Here is a 16766-nt window from a genome sequence, read left to right as displayed (position 1 = left end):
AGTGCTTATCTGATCGGCATTACTTTCATTGAAGGGGCTTTTTTATGTGTCAGTGGTGCCGAGAGAGAGAATCGAACTCTCACTCCGTTAGGAACACGAGTTTGAGTCGTGCGCGTCTACCAGTTCCGCCATCCCGGCCTGTCACGACAGGCGAAGCCAGTCGTTAACGAGCTGCAAAATTATACGTTCTTTTCGTCTCTGGTCAACGCATAGTGATCAAATAAAGGCTTTGCAAGCGTTTGCTCGGGCTTGTTCGGTCGAATCCCGACGCTTGCCCACGTGTGCTGCGGCGCCTACAATGCGCGCCAATAAAGGTCGCTCGGCGGCGCAACTCCCCAGCAACGGTGTCCATGACTTCCTCCACCAGTGATTACGATTTCGAGTTGCCAGAGGCGCTCATTGCTCAGCATCCGCTTGAGCGACGCTCAGCCAGCAGGCTCCTCACGATGCGCATGAGCGAAGGTGCCAGCGGCATCAGGCATGATCGCTTTGAAAACCTGCCTGCCTACCTTCAGCCAGGTGACCTGCTCGTCTTCAATAATACCAAAGTCATTCCAGCACGGCTGTTTGGTCACAAGGCAACTGGCGGTGCCGTGGAAATTCTGCTGGAGCGAATGCTTGACGATGTGCACTGCCTGGCCCATGTGCGGGCGAGCAAGGCACCCAAGCCAGGCGCCCGAATCATACTGTGCAAGGCCGGACAATCCGCCCAGGCAGACGATGCCGGTACTCCGGTTTTCGAGGTGACCGGTCGCGAAGGCGATCTGTTCGCCTTGCGCTTGCAGCGCAGCCCTTCGGCCCCTCATGTCGATATCGATGGCGTGTTGGGTGAGTACGGTATCGTGCCATTGCCGCCCTATATCGAGCGAACGGCGCAGTCGCCGGAAGATCTGCACCGATATCAGACCGTCTACGCCAGCAAGCCAGGGGCGATCGCCGCACCGACCGCCGGGCTGCACTTTGACGAGGCCATGCTGACCACACTGAGGGAGAGGGGCATCGAAACGGCCTATACGACGCTGCATGTGGGCGCCGGAACCTTTCAGCCAGTGCGGGTCGAAAACATCGCAGGGCATGTGATGCATACCGAGCTCTATGATGTGCCTGCAGCGGTTGTCGATGCCATTCGCGCGACGCGTGAGCGGGGCGGACGCGTCATTGCAGTCGGTACTACCGTCGTGCGCGCACTGGAAAGCGCTGCCGCCGGTAGTGGCGATCTCGTGGCGGGCTGCGGCGATACGGATATCTTCATCCACCCGGGCTTCGAGTTCAAAGTGATCGATGCGCTCCTGACCAATTTCCATTTGCCGAGGTCGACACTGTTAATGCTGGTGTCTGCACTGGCTGGTCGTGAAGCCATCATGGCAGCGTATGCGGAAGCCATTCAGGAGCGCTACCGCTTCTTCAGCTATGGCGATGCCATGTTGCTGTACTGATATCGTCCACCACCTACATCAGGGAGTCTGCAGGCCATGGCTTGTGCAATGAAGTTTGAAGTCTCGGCAAGCTGTGAGAGTCCACGCGGGCACACGGCGCGACGCGGCGTAGTGTCGTTTCCCCGAGGCGATATCCAGACGCCAGCGTTCATGCCGGTCGGCACCTATGGCACAGTCAAAGGCATGCTGCCAAGAGACATCCTGGAGACTGGCGCGGACATCATCCTTGGCAACACCTTTCATCTCTGGCTTCGGCCGGGTACCGAGGTGGTGAAACGTTTCGGATCATTGCACGAGTTCATGCAATGGCCGAAGCCGATTCTGACCGATTCAGGTGGCTTTCAGGTCTTCAGCCTGGGCAAGCTTCGGAAAATCACGGAAGCAGGGGTCGCCTTTCAGTCGCCGCTCGACGGCAGTCAGGTTTTTCTCGACCCGGAAACGTCTATCAGTATTCAGCATGATCTGGGCGCAGACATCGTCATGATCTTCGACGAATGCACACCATACCCGGCGACGCCTGAGGAAGCTGAGCAGTCGATGCAGCTGAGCCTCCGCTGGGCGGCACGCTCACGTCAGGCCCATGGTGACCATGCGAGCGCTTTGTTCGGCATCGTGCAGGGCGGCATGTATGCAGACCTCCGTGCGCAATCTCTGGCCGGTCTCGAAGAGATTGGCTTTGATGGGTATGCCATCGGAGGGCTGTCGGTTGGGGAGCCCAAGGATGAGATGCTTGCAGTGCTCGACTATCTGCCATCGCAGCTTCCATCGGACAAGCCGCGCTACCTTATGGGCGTAGGCAAGCCAGAAGACATCGTTGAAGCGGTCTGTCGCGGCGTCGATATGTTCGACTGCGTCATGCCTACCAGGAATGCCCGCAATGGCCATCTGTTCACAGATGCTGGTGTGGTGAAGATTCGCAACAGCCGCTACCGCAGTGACGACCGCCCGCTTGATCCCAACTGTGATTGCCACACCTGTCAGCATTTCAGCAGAGCCTATCTGCATCATCTCGACCGTTGCGGCGAGATTCTCGGCAGCCAGCTCAATACCATCCATAACCTGCGGCACTACCAACGCTTGATGGATGGTTTGCGCGGCGCAATCGAAGCAGGTACATTGTCGGCCTTCGTTTCCAGCTTTTACGCACGTCTGGCCGCCGGATTGCCGGACTGACAGCGGTTTATCATCTTTTCATTACCAGCTCTTCAGGAGTCGTTCATGGGTTCGTTCACGGGTTACACAGGTCTTTCTTCACGATTCTCATCGGTACAGGGCACACGGCGTATTGCTTCCTGCCTCGCTACGGTTTCCCTGCTGGCCGCATCCGCTGGTGCCGCTGCGGCGCCAGCCGGTCCGCCACAAGGCCCTGGTGCCCTGATGCAGATTCTGTTCCTTGGCGGTTTCGTGCTCATCTTCTACTTCCTGGTGTGGCGCCCGCAGAGCAAGCGTGCGAAAGAGCATCGCGAGCTGGTAGGTGGTCTGGGCAAGGGTGACGAAGTCATCGTCAATGGTGGCATCATGGGCCGGATCGTTCGCATCAAGGACGACTTCATCGCTATCGAAGTGTCTGACGGCGTCGAAATCAAGGTTCAGAAAGTTGCTGTTTCCGCAGTTCTGCCCAAGGGCACGCTGAAAGATATCTGACAGGAGTCGGGCTAGATGCTCAATCGCTTTCCGCTTTGGAAGAATATTTTAATCATACTGGTTGTCCTCTTCGGCGTGATCTACGCGCTGCCAAACCTCTATCCTGACGAGTTTGCTATTCAGGTCAGTGGCGAAAGCAGCTCCAGGGAGCTGGGAGAGGCTGATCTGAAGCGCACGACAGAAGCGCTTGAGCAGGCCGGCATCGACTTTTTTGCACCGGAGGTGGTGGATAACACCATTCGCCTGCGATTCGATTCGAACGAGAGTCAGCTGTCGGCCCGCTCGGTGGTCGAGCGCCAGATGGGTGATGAGTACGTTGTCGCCCTCAACCTTCTGCCGTCGACGCCAGACTGGCTGAAAGGCCTTGGCGCTGAGCCAATGAAGCTCGGTCTTGACCTTCGTGGTGGCGTTCACTTCCTGATGGAAGTCGACCTCGACAAGGCGCTGCAGACCAATATTGAAGTCTACCAGAGCGAGCTCAAGACCCGGTTCCGCGAGGAAAAGCTGCGCTATCGCGAACTCGATATCAGCAATCCCACGACTATCATGGTTCGTTTTCGTGACGAAGATACCAGAGATGAAGCACTCAACTTCACACGGAGAGAGTTCGGTACATTTCTGGCCGAGGCCGTCGACAATGGTGACAGTTTCGATCTAAAACTGACCGTTCTCGATAGTGAGATTCGGTCGATTGAAGAATATGCCATCAATCAGAACCTCAGCACCCTGAGAAACCGGGTCAACGAGCTTGGTGTTGCCGAGCCTCTGGTTCAGCGCCAGGGCAGGGGGCGGATTGTCGTCCAGTTGCCGGGTGTACAGGATACTGCGCTTGCCAAGCGGGTCATCGGTGCGACGGCTACGCTGGAATTCCGCCTTGAAGCCAAGCCAGATGAAGCCGCGATCAATACACAGAAGTTCGACTTCCGCTCAGAAAACCGCAGTGCCATCGTCGAACGTGATGTCATTATCACTGGTAGTAGTGTCACTAATGCCAATCAGAGTTTTGACGAGACCGGCCAGCCACAGGTCAACATCAAGCTCGACGGCCCTGGTGGCAGCAAGATGCTGCGAGTGACCAGAAATGCTGTTCAGCGACGTATGGCAGTGCTTTTCGTCGAGGACAAGGAGCGCACCAACAATATCGAGCGCAACGGCGAAGTCGTCCAGGAGCGAGAGCGTTACACCGAAAAAGGCCTGATCAGTCTGGCGACCATTCAGTCACCACTCGGGAACGAATTCCGCATCACTGGTCTCGATTCGCCTGCTGAGGCCAGTGAACTGGCTCTGCTGCTACGCTCTGGTGCACTCGCGGCGCCGATGTACTTTGTCGAAGAGCGAACAATCGGACCAAGCCTTGGTGCGCAGAATATCGAGGCAGGTCTGAAGTCGATGCTGCTGGGCTTCGTGCTGGTGCTCATCTTCATGGTGGCGGTCTACAGGGTCTTCGGACTCTTCGCCAATCTTGCCCTGTTGGCCAACGTTTTCATTCTGATAGCCATCATGTCCATGTTCTCCGCGACCCTGACTTTGCCAGGTATTGCCGGTATCGTACTGACGGTCGGTATGGCTGTTGACGCCAACGTGCTGATTTACGAGCGTATCAGGGAAGAACTGAGAAAGGGGATGCCTGTTCAGGCAGCCATTCATGCTGGCTACGATCGCGCTTTCGTGTCTATCTTCGACGGTAACATCACCACACTTATCGCAGCGGTCATTCTGTTCGCAGTGGGTACAGGGCCTATCAAGGGCTTTGCCATCACGCTCTCAATTGGTATTGCGACCTCCATGTTCACGGCAATCATGCTGACCAGAGCGATGACGAACCTCGTCTACGGTGGCAAGCGTCTGGACACTATTCAGATTGGTAGCCGCAAATCGATCACACCGCCTGAAGTGACCTCAGCTCCGGCAACAGGGAGTCGTTCATAATGGCTAACAGGGATCTTTCATCAGACATGAACAACTCTGCGGCGGGTGATCCGCCAGTTTTCGAAGAGCGCGTCATTCCCTTCATGGGTCTTTCGAAGGCAGCACTTATCTTTTCGGCGCTGTTGATTATCATCAGTATTGGCGCACTAGCGGTTCGAGGACTCAATCTCGGTCTCGACTTCACCGGCGGAAGCCTCGTGGAGCTGGAGTACGAGCAGGCGCCACGCGTCGCCGAGGTTCGAGAAGCGCTGGAAGAGAAGGGCTATGAGAGCTTTGTAGTACAGCAGTTTGGTACCGATACAAGCATTCTGGTGCGCCTGCAGCAGGACTTCGACCAGAACCTGGGAACCAAGATCGTCACTGATCTGTCAAGCGTCGAAGGCATGGGTAATATTGAGCTGAAGCGCTCGGAGTTCGTCGGTGCGCAGGTTGGTGAGGAGCTGAAGGAGCAGGGGGGGCTCGGCCTGCTGCTGGCTCTGGCCACCATCATGGTCTACATCTCCTTCCGCTTCGTCTTCAAATTCTCCATAGGGGCTGTTGTTGCGCTCATCCATGATGTCATCATAACGATCGGTGCTTTCGCCCTGTTTCAATGGGACTTCGATCTGAACGTACTGGCGGCCGTGCTGGCAGTCATCGGTTACTCACTGAACGATACCATCGTGGTATATGACCGGATCAGGGAAAATTTCAGGGCTTTCCGTATCGAGTCTTCTCGCGAGATCATCGATATATCGCTGACCCAGACCCTGTCGCGGACTATAGTGACCGGTTTGACGACCTTACTCGTGCTGTCGGCGCTGTACATCTTCGGTGGAGAGGCACTGCAGGGCTTTGCGACGGCACTCATTATCGGTATCGTGATCGGTACCTATTCCTCGATCTACGTCGCGAGTAGCCTGCTGCTGGCGACCAAGGTGAGCAAGGACGATATGATGATACCGCTTAAGGAAGGCGTGGATCAGGACTCGCCGGACTACAGACCCTAGGTCTGAGTCCGGCCCTTCAGGCCAGCGTGTTCAGCGCTGGCTGCTGTTGAGCTGTCCGAGCAAGGTCTTGGTCAGTTTTGCATTGGCGCAGATCAGCGTGGCTTTGGCAGCTGAACCGGCTGTGGATCGCGGGTTCGTCCGGCTATTGATGGGCGTGCCGTCGAAGCGGGTCAACAAGGCGCCGGCTTCCTGTGCGATGAAGGCGGCGGCGGCACACTCACTCATGTCCACACGGGACAGCACCGCAGCATCCACCTGGTTTGAAGCGGCCTGGAGCAGCGCGAGTGGCGCGTTGAAGCCTGGCCGAAAACCGAAGGCCAGTGTTGTCAGTGCCTTCAGGTTGGATGTGTAGTCCTGTTTTTCCGCTTCCCCGGCATTGTCACCATCTGCTTCGGATTTCTCGACAGTAATGTTATCCACTGGGTTGCCAGTCAACAGGCTCAGGCTCAAGTCGACCTGTGGTGATATGCGAATGCGGCGGTCGTCTTTCGAAGCGCTCTTGCCGCGGCTGGCGGTATACTCAACACCAGTGATTGGTTCGAAATAGATGGCATGTTCGATGTCATCGCCACGTTTCGCTACCAGGCTCAGTCCCCAGTCACTCCAGCCTCTTACCATCGAGATCGGGTTGTGCACTGGCATGAGCTCCCAGGTCAGTGCTGCCAATTGCTCAGCTTCATTCGGCTTGCGTTCGTCTTTCGAGGCATCTTTTGCTTTGCCGAACTTGCCAGCTTTCCCGGCACTGCCAAGCTTCGAGTCCGAGGCGGAACCGCCTGCCGCTATGACAGTATGACGGGGATAGGCACGCTCGATGGCGCGACTGACATCCTGATGGAAGCTTTCGTTCACTCGCCTGATCAGCTCGCTCACCTCTTGTTGGTCACTGAACGTCAGCGACTCCCTGTTGACGAGATCGATGAGATGCTCGCGTGTATTTCGCAAGGTTCTGACAACAATATTGACGGCTGGCTGCATATGGCTTCTCGAATTGATTCGGGGCGTACTCAGGGCACTGAGCTGGGCATGTAAAAGAGCGGTGGTCACGCGGCAGAAGCCGGCGACGGTCGAGCATGATACCAAGCAAGGCGCGCGAGCGACAGTAGGCGTTCGATTTACATACTGTGGTTTCTCATATCCGAGAGCAGATAAGCGCCTGGGGAAGGTCGATGGCGCCCTTTCCATCGTACAGCTCTCTCATCAGGCGCGATTCATGCGGCCATCAATCAGTGTTCACGGAGAACCTATGCCATCACTCACGCTCAACGGTGAATCCCGCCAACTACCCGACGATCCCAGGGTGACACTGCTCGACCTTGTCCGTTTCGAAATAGGTCTGACCGGTACCAAGAAAGGATGCGATCACGGGCAGTGCGGAGCCTGTACGGTTTTGCTAGATGGCCGGCGTGTCAATGCCTGCCTCGTTCTCGCCTGCCAGTGCGCCGATCAGCAGGTAACCACGGTAGAAGGCCTTTCGAAGGACGGTGAGCTGCATCCAGTTCAGCAGGCCTTCGTACGTCACGACGGGTTTCAATGTGGGTATTGCACCCCGGGCCAGTTGTGTTCGGCTGTCGCCATGCTGGACGAAATGGCTAGACAAGAGCCGAGTGTGGTCACCCAAGGGGATACGGTTGTTTGGTCGCGAGAGGAAATCAGTGAGCGCATGAGCGGAAATCTCTGTCGTTGTGGCGCCTACCCCAACATCGTATCGGCCATCGAGGAGCTTGCTGGAAAATGAAACCTTTTACCTATGAAAGCGCGGATAGTGCGGACGCGCTGGCCGAGCTGGAACCTGGCGCCTCTGATCGTTACCTGGCTGGTGGCACCAACCTGGTTGATCTCATGAAGCACGAAATCGAACAGCCTGCACGTCTTCTTGATATTTCCCGGCTTGAATATAACGACATCGACCAGACGCAGGCTGGCCTGCGAATCGGTGCGCTGGTGACCAATACTGCACTGGCGTCTGACCGACGAGTTCGCGCTGATTGGTCGGTACTTTCTCAGGCGCTGTTGTCAGGAGCAACGGTGCAGTTGCGTAACCGGGCCACGACCGCGGGCAATCTGTTGCAACGTACGCGCTGTTATTATTTTTATGACACGGCTCGTCCCTGTAACAAGCGCAATCCCGGCGAGGGGTGCTCAGCGGTAGGTGGCTTCACGCGCATCCATGCTATTTTCGGCGCGTCTGACAGCTGTATCGCGACGCATCCTTCGGATATGGCGGTGGCCATGATGGCGCTCGATGCCGAAGTGATTACATTAAACTCGGCTGGAGATTCGAGACGCCTCGGGCTTGACGAGTTTTACAAGGCGCCAGGCGATCGCCCTGATATCGAAAGCGAATTACGTTCCGGTGAATGGATCACGCATGTCGAGTTGCCGTCCTCTCCGGGTGGTACTCAGATCTATCGCAAGGTGCGCGACCGCAGTTCGTATGCCTTTGCGCTGGTGTCTGTGGCCTGCGTACTCCGCATGGAGGGCGATCGCATCGCTGATATCAGGCTGGCGCTCGGTGGCGTGGCTCACAAGCCCTGGCGAGCCAGAAAGGCTGAAGCTGCAATGAAAGGCGAGGTGGCCAGCGAAGCATTATTTGAATCAGCTGTGAACGCTGAGCTCGACATGGCACGGTCGTATGGTGGTAATGATTTCAAGATCCCGCTGGCCAGGCGAACGCTGCTGGCTGTACTTCGAGATGCTGAGTCGGCGTGTAGACGCTCGGCAAACAAAGCCAATGATATTGAGCAGGGAAGCTGACATGACGACACCGAATCATCCCACTATCAAGGGTATAAGCTCGCAGCATGAAGATATTTCACCCGGAATAGGCCTGGGTGTCGACCGGGTGGATGGCCCCGCCAAAGTCCAGGGTCGAGCCCGATATGCTGCTGAACATAGTCTCGGTCAGAGGCCCCTGGAGGGCTGGATCGTCGAGGCCAAGGTACCCTCCGGCCTCATCAGCCGTATCGATTGCAGTGAAGCGGAACGGTGCGACGGTGTGGTGCATATTCTCACGCATGAAAACATCCCCGAGCAGTTGTTGTACGGCGAGCCAGCTGATGCGGGTCGCTTCGGACAGAGTCACGCCGTGATGCAGGGCAGGGGCATACGCTACCATGGTTATCCCGTTGCGCTCGTGGTCGCCGAGACGCTTGAGCAGGCGAGACATGCTGCCAACTGCATTCGGGTGGACATCGACGAGACTGATGTTCGTGTGGCGGTCAGTGTTGGCGATAGCAGTTTTGATGAGCTATGGACACACCCGGAGTTGCAGACGCCGGAAAGCCTGGATGGAGGGCTCGAGCCGGATGCGGCCAACGGCGATTTCGAGTCGCAATGGCAACATGCAGTGCATCAGGTTGACGTGTGTTATCACACGCCGAATCAGGTGTCTGCCGCCATGGAGCCGCACGCGACGATCGCCAGCTACGACGGCGACAAGCTGACCGTGTACTGTTCGCTGCAGGTGATCGGCAGTGCGGTAGAGGGGCTGGCCAATACGCTCAAGCTGGATCCATCCAAGGTCGAGGTCAACAGCCCTTACATTGGCGGTGGGTTTGGTTCCAAGCTGGGTATTCATAATGATGCCGTGCTGGCTTGTCTGGCCTCATTGATGCTGAAGCAGCCGGTGCGCGTGGTGCAAACGCGCCGTAATGTGTTCAGCAATGCGCCGCATCGTGGCAGTTCAGTTCAGCATATAAGGCTCGGCATGGATGCCGCTGGCAGGCTGGTGGCCATAGGTCATGACAGTGTCATGCCTGCGGCCCATGGATACCCCTTTGCCGAGGCTACTGGTGCTTGCGCCCGCACGACTTACAGCGCCGCTGGAATCAGAAGCCGGCACCGGGTGCTGCCGGTGAATATGCCCGTGCTGGATTCGACCAGAGCGCCGGGCGATGCCATAGGTACACTCGCCTTTGAGTCTGCCATTGACGAGGCGGCCCTGGTTTGCGGAATCGATCCCCTTGATTTTCGGCTGAACAATATGCCTGACAAACATCCGACCAGTGGTCTGCCCTTTTCCAGTCACGATCTGGCGGGCTGTCTGCGCGAAGGGGCGGAGCGTTTCGGCTGGGCCCAGCGCAGCAAGGTCGGGCCAGAAGCTCGAAAGCTCAGGGGCTTTGGTCTGGCCTCGGCAGTGCGCATCAATATGTTGGTCAAATCGGCCGCGGAGCTTGAACTGGACCGCACCGGGGCTATCGTGATTCGGACCGATATGACTGATATCGGCACTGGCAGCTACACGATTCTCGCGCAGATCGCCGCGGCAGAGTTGGGAATAGCTGTCGAGGACGTGACGGTTAAGCTTGGCCGCAGCGCTTTTCCGACCTCCAGTGGGTCTGGTGGATCGTTCGGCGCGGGAAGCACTGGCTCGGCTGTGCAGGCAGCTTGCCACAACCTGAAACGTGAGCTCATCAAACTGCTCAGCGAAGCACCGCTGTGCTCCAGCATGTCGAAAGGCGCCATCGATTCTGCCCAGCTGAGCAAAGGGCGGATTCTTGTCGACAACGAAGACTTCAGTCTGCAGGCGCTGCTCGAATCTGCCGATCTCGATACGCTATGCGTCAAGGGTCAAGTGGAACCTGGCGAGGACCATGACAATTATGCGCAGTCGTCCTGGGGCGCCCACTTCGTCGAAGTCAGCGTTGACCAGGATACCGCGGAGGTGACTGTCGAGCGCATAACGACTGTGGTATCGGCTGGCACCATCCTCAACAGCAAGACGGCGGCCTCGCAGGTCAAGGGTGGCGTCGTCTGGGGGCTGTCGTACGCTCTGAGAGAGTCGCTGATGCTGGATGAGCGATATGGCGCATTCATGAACCGGGATCTTGCGGAGTACCACATCCCTGTCAACCGGGACGTACCGGACATCGATTGTCATTTTCGTATCCAGCCCGACTTCAGATCGAACCCGCTGGGCTCGAAAGGTATCGGCGAACTGGGTATTTGTGGCGCTGGCGCGGCGATAGCCAACGCGGTGTTCGATGCGACGGGCGTCCGCATTCGGAGCTTCCCCATCACGCTGGACAAAATACTTGAAAAGTGGGAAGCCGACGCTGTGTAGGGGGCTTGAGCGAAGCGGAATCTGATACACTAGACGATCAGCCATCATTGAAATCAGTAGCCTCGTGTCCGCAGATTCCGTAGCGCCCATAACGACAGGGCCCAGTATGTCGCCCCAGATCCGGCTCGTTCTCGTCCGTACCAGTCATCCAGGCAATATTGGTGCGGTCGTGCGGCTGATGAAAAATATGGCTCTCACCCAGCTCGTGCTGGTTCGGCCCGACGGTGGGCGTGAGGCGGTGTTGTCTGAGGTCGCGGTCGCCCGGGCGGCAGGCGGGGCTGCCCTGCTCCAACAGGCGATCCTCGCCGATTCGCTGGCGGAAGCCGTAGCTGACTGCGACTGGGTGGCTGGCACCAGCGCTCGCAGTCGGAGCATGCCATGGCCAGTGCAGAGTCCACGGGCTTTCATCGACGAGCTCGAATCGGCGCCATCGTCTGGTCCCCGTAGCATAGCCGTGGTTTTCGGTCGTGAAGACAGTGGGCTGACCAACGAAGAGCTACAGTTGTGCAATCGTCACATCATGATTCCTGCGAATCCTGAGTACCCGGTCTTGAATATTGCCATGGCCGCCCAAATCATGGCGTATGAACTGTATCAAATGATGTTGCGCTGGCAGCCGGGTAGGCGGCCTTTAGAGGCTGACGCCGAGGCGCCGCTGGCATCCAGCGCCGACGTCGAGGCCGTAGTAGGCGCACTGACCGAACTCGCAGTGTCTGCGGGTTTCCTCGACCCTGCCGAACCACGACAGTTCGGCACCCACATCAGGCGACTCTTCAGGCGAGCACCCGTGCAGCGGGAAGAAACCAATTTGCTGCGGGGGCTGCTCAAGGCTCTGCAGCGCAAGCTGCCCTAAACGACTGGAACCTGTACATGATTGCGCAACTCAGAGAAGACGTCCGCTCAGTATTTCACCGGGATCCGGCGGCCCGTAACGCCTTCGAAGTGCTGACCTGCTATCCCGGCCTTCACGCCTTGCTCATGCATAGGGTCAACCATTGGTTATGGCTGCGTGGTTTCAAGTGGTTCGCCAGATTCCTTTCGCAGATTGCGCGCTGGCTCACCGGTATCGAAATACATCCGGGTGCGAAAATCGGACGTCGCTTCTTCATCGACCACGGCATGGGTGTCGTCATTGGCGAGACCGCTGAGGTGGGTGACGATGTCACGCTGTATCAGGGCGTGACGCTAGGCGGCACCAGTTGGGATGCCGGTAAACGCCATCCGACGCTTGAAAATGGTGTCGTGGTAGGTGCAGGCGCAAAGATTCTCGGTCCCTTCACCGTAGGGGCCAATTCCAAAGTCGGCTCAAATTCGGTAGTCACCAAGGCCGTACCTCCAGACTCGACGGTGGTGGGTGTGCCTGGCCGGATCGTCAAACGCACCGATACCGCGGCTGATCGCAGTGCGGCCATGGCAGCAAAGATGGGTTTCGATGCCTATGGCATGGGTGGCGCTGGTGGCGAACTGCCTGATCCTATCGTGAAATCGTTCAAGGTTGTACTCGATCATATCGGCAAGGTCGATGAGCGGGTCAATGGTATGTGCCGCTCGCTCCGGAAACTTGACGCGCAGTTCAACAACGGTGAGCTGGCCAAGTTGCAGGAGTCCGATCTGGCCTGTATCGATGATGAACCGGAGGGCAAGAGCAAGCCTTGCTGTGATGACAATTCCGCAGCGCCTGGCCACAAGCAGAAGAATGGGGTTGAGTCTTGAGTCCGGTCATCTACCTGGATTACGCCGCCACCACGCCAGTCGACAAGGCTGTGGCCGAGCGCATGATGAGCTGTCTCACGCTCGATGGGACTTTCGCCAACCCAGCTTCCCGCTCGCATCGCCCGGGCTGGCAAGCCGAACAACTGGTCGAGGCCGCGCGCATCGAACTGGCACAGCTGATCGACTGCAGCCCGATCGAGCTGGTGTGGACCTCGGGAGCTACCGAGGCCGACAACCTCGCCATACAGGGTGTGGTACGTCATGCTATTCGCGTCCGCCGGAAGGAGAACCCTTCGGCCTCGGGTACCGTTCATCTCATCACTTCGGTCATTGAGCACAAGGCCGTCATCGATACCTGCAAGGCACTTGAGCGTGAGTACGCTGACTCGGCACTGAAAGTCGAGGTGAGCTGGCTGACACCCGACGCCAGCGGCCACATTTCAGCGGAGCAGGTGAGGGCGGCTTTGCGTGACGATACCGTGCTGGTCAGCATCATGCACATGAACAACGAGCTGGGCAGTATCAATGATATTGCGGCCCTCGCCGAAGAGGTGGCTCCGCATTCTGCGCTTTTTCACGTCGACGCTGCCCAAAGCGCTGGCAAACTGCCGCTGTCGATGAAGTCACTGGCCGTCGACCTGCTATCCTGTTGTGCTCACAAGATCTACGGCCCGAAGGGGATTGGTGCGCTCTATGTGCGGCGCAGCGTGAAATCGCGGCTTGATCCGATGATTCACGGTGGCGGTCACGAGGGCGGCCTGCGCTCCGGCACCCTGGCCACCCATCAGATCGTGGGCTTTGGTGAAGCAGCGAGACTGGCTGGCGAGGCGATGGCTTCAGATCGGCTGAAGCTCGAACGACAGCGAAAGGTGCTACTGGCAGCGTTGTCGCAGCTGAATGGATTTACTATCAACGGCGCAGAGGATCCTGAGGCGGGCGCTCTTGATGCCTGCTGGCCCGGCATCCTCAACGTGAGATTCGCCACGCTCGATGCCGAGGCCCTGATGCTGGCGATGCCGGCTATTGCGCTGGCCAGTGGCTCGGCTTGTAATTCGGCCAGCCTGTCCGCCTCCTACGTGCTTCGTGCAATAGGACTGAGTGAGGCCGAGGCCGCGGCCTCTGTCAGGATTTCGCTGGGCCGCATGACTACTGACGACGAAGTGAAGCGGGCTGCGGAGCGTATTACCGAGGTGGTGTCCCGCATGCGACCAGCCGCATCTGCAGTATGATTTGAGCGGCAAGCCGCGTATACTTTGCACCGATTCTTCAAGCCGCTTGTCTGGAGGCCGATTCCGGCCCGTGTCAAGCCGACGTTTCCTTGTCTATCTCACCCTTAGTGGAGCTATCTATTCATGTCAGTCGAACGCACTCTTTCCATCATCAAGCCAGACGCCGTTGCCAAGAATGTTATCGGCGACATCTATAGCCGCTTTGAAAAAAATGGCCTGCGCATCGTCGCCGCCAAGATGCAGCACCTTTCACAGGAGCAGGCAGAAGGTTTCTACGCAGAACACAAAGAGCGTGGCTTTTTCCCTGATCTGGTAGCATTCATGACCTCTGGTCCTGTCATCGTCCAGGTTCTGGAAGGTGAAAATGCAGTCAAGAAGCACCGTGACCTGATGGGTGCTACCAACCCGAAGGAAGCCGATAAGGGCACCATTCGCGCTGATTTTGCAGAGTCCATCGACGCCAACGCTGTTCATGGTTCAGATTCCGCGCAGTCTGCCGAGCGTGAAATTGCCTATTTCTTCAACGACAGTGAAATCTGCCCACGGGACTGATTTTACTGGGGAGCCAATGATTTGAATTCGCTGATAGCCAGTAGTCTGGATAGCCAGGACAGTCCTGAGCTGCCATCTGTCGACGCCGGGAAACTGAATCTCCTGGGGCTTTCGCGTGAAGCCCTGGTTGAATTCTTCGCGGACATGGGCGAAAAGCCTTTCCGCGCCCAGCAGTTGATGAAATGGCTGTACCATCGTGGTGTCAGCGACTTCGAACAGATGACCGACATGAGCAAGGCCCTGCGGGCCAAGCTCGAAGCGGTCGCCTGCATCATCGTTCCCGAGATCGTAGTACAGAACTACTCTACCGATGGCACGCGAAAGTGGGTCATGCGCATGCCTGGCGGCAGTTCCATCGAGACTGTCTATATTCCGGATGGCGGTCGAGGCACGCTGTGTGTGTCTTCCCAGATCGGCTGTGCGGTAGATTGCAGCTTTTGCTCTACCGGCAAGCAGGGTTTCAACCGCAACCTCACCGCGGCCGAGATCATTGGCCAGATGTGGATCGCGGCGCACAGTTTCGGAAGCCGGGATGTATCCAGCGAGCGCTACGTCACCAACGTCGTGTTCATGGGCATGGGTGAGCCATTGCTGAATTACGGTCCTGTGCTGAACGCTTCGAAGCTCATGATGGATGATCTGGGTTTCGGCATCGGCAAGCGACGCCTGACCATCAGTACCTCAGGCGTGGTCCCTGCGATCGATCAGCTCGGTGACGATACCGATGTCTCCCTCGCCATATCACTCCATGCGCCGACAGATGAGTTGCGCGATGTGCTCGTGCCGCTCAACCGCAAATATCCAATAGCGGTCCTGCTTGCTGCCTGTCGGCGCTATCTCGACAAATTGCCGGACAAGCGCAAGATCACGGTGGAATACACCCTGATGAAGGATGTCAATGATTCACCGGAGCAGGCGGTACAGCTTGCAGCTGTGCTTGCGGATTTGCCGGTAAAGATCAACTTGATACCCTTCAATCCATTTCCCAACAGCGGCTATGAGCGGCCCTCCAGAAATGCCGCCATGCGCTTTTCTAAAATTCTTCAGGAAGCTGGTCATATCGCCACGATCAGAACCACTCGCGGAGACGACATCGACGCCGCCTGTGGGCAACTGGTTGGTCAGGTCGAAGATAGAACCCGTCGTCAGGAACGCTGGAAAATGCAGCACGATCAGGCAACTGGTCTGTAATCGATCAGCAGGGCAGCATGCTCTGCTGATCATGAGCTGAAAGCACCTGTTTTCTCAACCAGATGTTTTAATTGAACTATAATCTTCACTACCGGCGTTCGAACGGCGTCCTGACCCCTTTCCTATCATTGGCAGGTATTCACGTAGTGACAGATTTTCTCTCAGGTCATCCGCTTTCGAAGCGTCGTCTTACGGCGCTGATCATTATTTTTTGCAGCTTGATGACTTCAGCCTGTGTCACAACGACCACTGGCCCCTACACGGCCAACAAGTCCACAGACAAGGCGGCAGAGCAGTATGTGGCACTCGGTATTACCTATCTGCAGGAAGGCAACCTGGAGCTGGCGACCGCACGGACCAAGCGTGCCCTGGAGTTGCGGCCGGATTATGCCGAGGGGCTCGCCGTAATGGGTCTGATTTATCAGACTCAGGAGGAGTTCGCGCTGGCCGAACAGCATTACAAGGATGCCCTGTCGGCCGACAATGATTTTACCAGGGGCCGCACCTATCTCGCGTCTCTATACTACAAGCAGAGGAAGCTGGACTCGGCGCTGGCCGAGTTCGAAACGGCTGCCAAGGATATTCGCTATCCCGGCCGGTCGCAGGTGTTCGAAAACATCGGTCTGATCAAGTTCCAGCAGGGTCGTATCGAGGAGAGTATCGCGGCCTATCGCAGGTCGCTGACGCTCAACCGGGATCAGCCTTCGCTGTATCTTAAGCTCGCAGAGCTTTTTGCCAGCCTGCAGGACTATCAGCAAGCCAATAAATACTATGAAAATTTTCGTGAAAGTGTGAGGGCAGGTGTACTGCTGCATACGCCAGCGAGTCTTGAGCTGGGGATCGACCTTGCCAGACGTAGTGGCGATGATGATACTGTATCTTCATTGAAGCTCGTGCTCAGGAATCTGTATCCGAATTCTCCGGAAAACCAGCGCGAACTTGCTCGCGAAAACAGCTGAAGTACCATTCAATCTTCCGGGCAGTTCTTGCCCTCTAGCCGGTTTTAAACATGCAGGAACCC

15 protein-coding genes and 1 tRNA gene are annotated in these 16766 nt (G+C 57.2%); 14 read left to right on the top strand and 2 right to left on the bottom strand.

The window, feature by feature from the left end; translation table 11 throughout:
- Positions 1-53: 53 nt before the first annotated feature.
- Positions 54-138, bottom strand: a tRNA-Leu gene (locus ABD735_RS08680).
- Positions 139-350: 212 nt separating this feature from the next.
- Between ABD735_RS08680 and queA the strand changes: the two genes are divergently transcribed.
- The 5 genes from queA to secF are packed head-to-tail and all read left to right on the top strand — an operon-like array spanning position 351 to position 5998.
- Complete coding sequence (queA, locus tag ABD735_RS08675; RefSeq protein ID WP_344805376.1) at positions 351-1436, top strand: tRNA preQ1(34) S-adenosylmethionine ribosyltransferase-isomerase QueA; 1086 nt, start codon at positions 351-353, stop codon at positions 1434-1436.
- A 36-nt stretch (positions 1437-1472) separates the two neighbouring features.
- Entirely contained in the window at positions 1473-2609 is a 1137-nt protein-coding gene (gene tgt / locus ABD735_RS08670; protein WP_425548588.1) for a tRNA guanosine(34) transglycosylase Tgt, read from the top strand.
- 45 nt (positions 2610-2654) lie between these two features.
- On the top strand, positions 2655-3080 hold the full coding sequence (gene yajC, locus ABD735_RS20150) for a preprotein translocase subunit YajC (RefSeq protein WP_425548587.1): 426 nt from the start codon (positions 2655-2657) through the stop codon (positions 3078-3080).
- A 15-nt stretch (positions 3081-3095) separates the two neighbouring features.
- A complete protein-coding gene (secD, locus tag ABD735_RS08660) occupies positions 3096-5009 on the top strand; it encodes a protein translocase subunit SecD (protein ID WP_344805374.1) in 1914 nt (637 codons plus the stop codon).
- 26 nt (positions 5010-5035) lie between these two features.
- The gene (secF, locus tag ABD735_RS08655; RefSeq protein WP_425548594.1) at positions 5036-5998 is read left to right on the top strand and encodes a protein translocase subunit SecF; all 963 of its coding nucleotides are present in this window, start codon (positions 5036-5038) and stop codon (positions 5996-5998) included.
- 30 nt (positions 5999-6028) lie between these two features.
- On the opposite strand, the gene ABD735_RS08650 is transcribed toward secF, so the two are convergent.
- Positions 6029-6973, bottom strand: a complete 945-nt coding sequence (locus tag ABD735_RS08650) for an inositol monophosphatase family protein (RefSeq protein ID WP_344805370.1) — start codon at positions 6971-6973, stop codon at positions 6029-6031.
- 268 nt (positions 6974-7241) lie between these two features.
- Between ABD735_RS08650 and ABD735_RS08645 the strand changes: the two genes are divergently transcribed.
- The 9 genes from ABD735_RS08645 (at position 7242) to ABD735_RS08605 (ending at position 16704) form a co-directional block, all read left to right on the top strand.
- Positions 7242-7733, top strand: a complete 492-nt coding sequence (locus ABD735_RS08645) for a (2Fe-2S)-binding protein (RefSeq protein ID WP_344805368.1) — start codon at positions 7242-7244, stop codon at positions 7731-7733.
- On the top strand, positions 7730-8752 hold the full coding sequence (locus ABD735_RS08640) for an FAD binding domain-containing protein (RefSeq protein WP_344805367.1): 1023 nt from the start codon (positions 7730-7732) through the stop codon (positions 8750-8752). Before ABD735_RS08645 ends, ABD735_RS08640 begins: the two co-directional genes overlap by 4 nt.
- Before the next feature lies 1 nt (position 8753).
- Positions 8754-11060 (top strand): xanthine dehydrogenase family protein molybdopterin-binding subunit, encoded by a 2307-nt coding sequence (locus ABD735_RS08635; RefSeq protein WP_344805365.1) that lies wholly within the window; start codon positions 8754-8756, stop codon positions 11058-11060.
- A gap of 106 nt (positions 11061-11166) precedes the next feature.
- Entirely contained in the window at positions 11167-11913 is a 747-nt protein-coding gene (locus tag ABD735_RS08630) for an RNA methyltransferase (RefSeq protein ID WP_344805363.1), read from the top strand.
- 17 nt (positions 11914-11930) lie between these two features.
- Complete coding sequence (cysE, locus tag ABD735_RS08625; RefSeq protein ID WP_344805361.1) at positions 11931-12773, top strand: serine O-acetyltransferase; 843 nt, start codon at positions 11931-11933, stop codon at positions 12771-12773.
- A complete protein-coding gene (locus tag ABD735_RS08620) occupies positions 12770-14002 on the top strand; it encodes an aminotransferase class V-fold PLP-dependent enzyme (RefSeq protein ID WP_344805359.1) in 1233 nt (410 codons plus the stop codon). Before cysE ends, ABD735_RS08620 begins: the two co-directional genes overlap by 4 nt.
- Before the next feature lie 123 nt (positions 14003-14125).
- Entirely contained in the window at positions 14126-14554 is a 429-nt protein-coding gene (gene ndk, locus ABD735_RS08615) for a nucleoside-diphosphate kinase (protein ID WP_344805357.1), read from the top strand.
- A gap of 30 nt (positions 14555-14584) precedes the next feature.
- Positions 14585-15745, top strand: coding sequence for a dual-specificity RNA methyltransferase RlmN (gene rlmN / locus ABD735_RS08610; RefSeq protein ID WP_344805398.1), 1161 nt, complete (start codon positions 14585-14587; stop codon positions 15743-15745).
- 146 nt (positions 15746-15891) lie between these two features.
- Entirely contained in the window at positions 15892-16704 is an 813-nt protein-coding gene (locus ABD735_RS08605) for a tetratricopeptide repeat protein (protein ID WP_344805355.1), read from the top strand.
- Positions 16705-16766: the final 62 nt, after the last annotated feature.

This window comes from Allohahella marinimesophila (assembly GCF_039538005.1).
Taxonomy (GTDB): Bacteria; Pseudomonadota; Gammaproteobacteria; order Pseudomonadales; family Oleiphilaceae; genus Allohahella; species Allohahella marinimesophila.
This window is presented reverse-complemented; position numbering and strand designations above follow the sequence as displayed.

Bases quoted from the DNA above. Each gene is read 5' to 3' on its own strand.
- queA (WP_344805376.1), top strand. From the start codon at position 351: ATGACTTCCTCCACCAGTGATTACGATTTCGAGTTGCCAGAGGCGCTC.
- tgt (WP_425548588.1), top strand. From the start codon at position 1,473: ATGGCTTGTGCAATGAAGTTTGAAGTCTCGGCAAGCTGTGAGAGTCCA.
- yajC (WP_425548587.1), top strand. From the start codon at position 2,655: ATGGGTTCGTTCACGGGTTACACAGGTCTTTCTTCACGATTCTCATCG.
- secD (WP_344805374.1), top strand. From the start codon at position 3,096: ATGCTCAATCGCTTTCCGCTTTGGAAGAATATTTTAATCATACTGGTT.
- secF (WP_425548594.1), top strand. From the start codon at position 5,036: ATGAACAACTCTGCGGCGGGTGATCCGCCAGTTTTCGAAGAGCGCGTC.
- ABD735_RS08650 (WP_344805370.1), bottom strand. From the start codon at position 6,973: ATGCAGCCAGCCGTCAATATTGTTGTCAGAACCTTGCGAAATACACGC.
- ABD735_RS08645 (WP_344805368.1), top strand. From the start codon at position 7,242: ATGCCATCACTCACGCTCAACGGTGAATCCCGCCAACTACCCGACGAT.
- ABD735_RS08640 (WP_344805367.1), top strand. From the start codon at position 7,730: ATGAAACCTTTTACCTATGAAAGCGCGGATAGTGCGGACGCGCTGGCC.
- ABD735_RS08635 (WP_344805365.1), top strand. From the start codon at position 8,754: ATGACGACACCGAATCATCCCACTATCAAGGGTATAAGCTCGCAGCAT.
- ABD735_RS08630 (WP_344805363.1), top strand. From the start codon at position 11,167: ATGTCGCCCCAGATCCGGCTCGTTCTCGTCCGTACCAGTCATCCAGGC.
- cysE (WP_344805361.1), top strand. From the start codon at position 11,931: ATGATTGCGCAACTCAGAGAAGACGTCCGCTCAGTATTTCACCGGGAT.
- ndk (WP_344805357.1), top strand. From the start codon at position 14,126: ATGTCAGTCGAACGCACTCTTTCCATCATCAAGCCAGACGCCGTTGCC.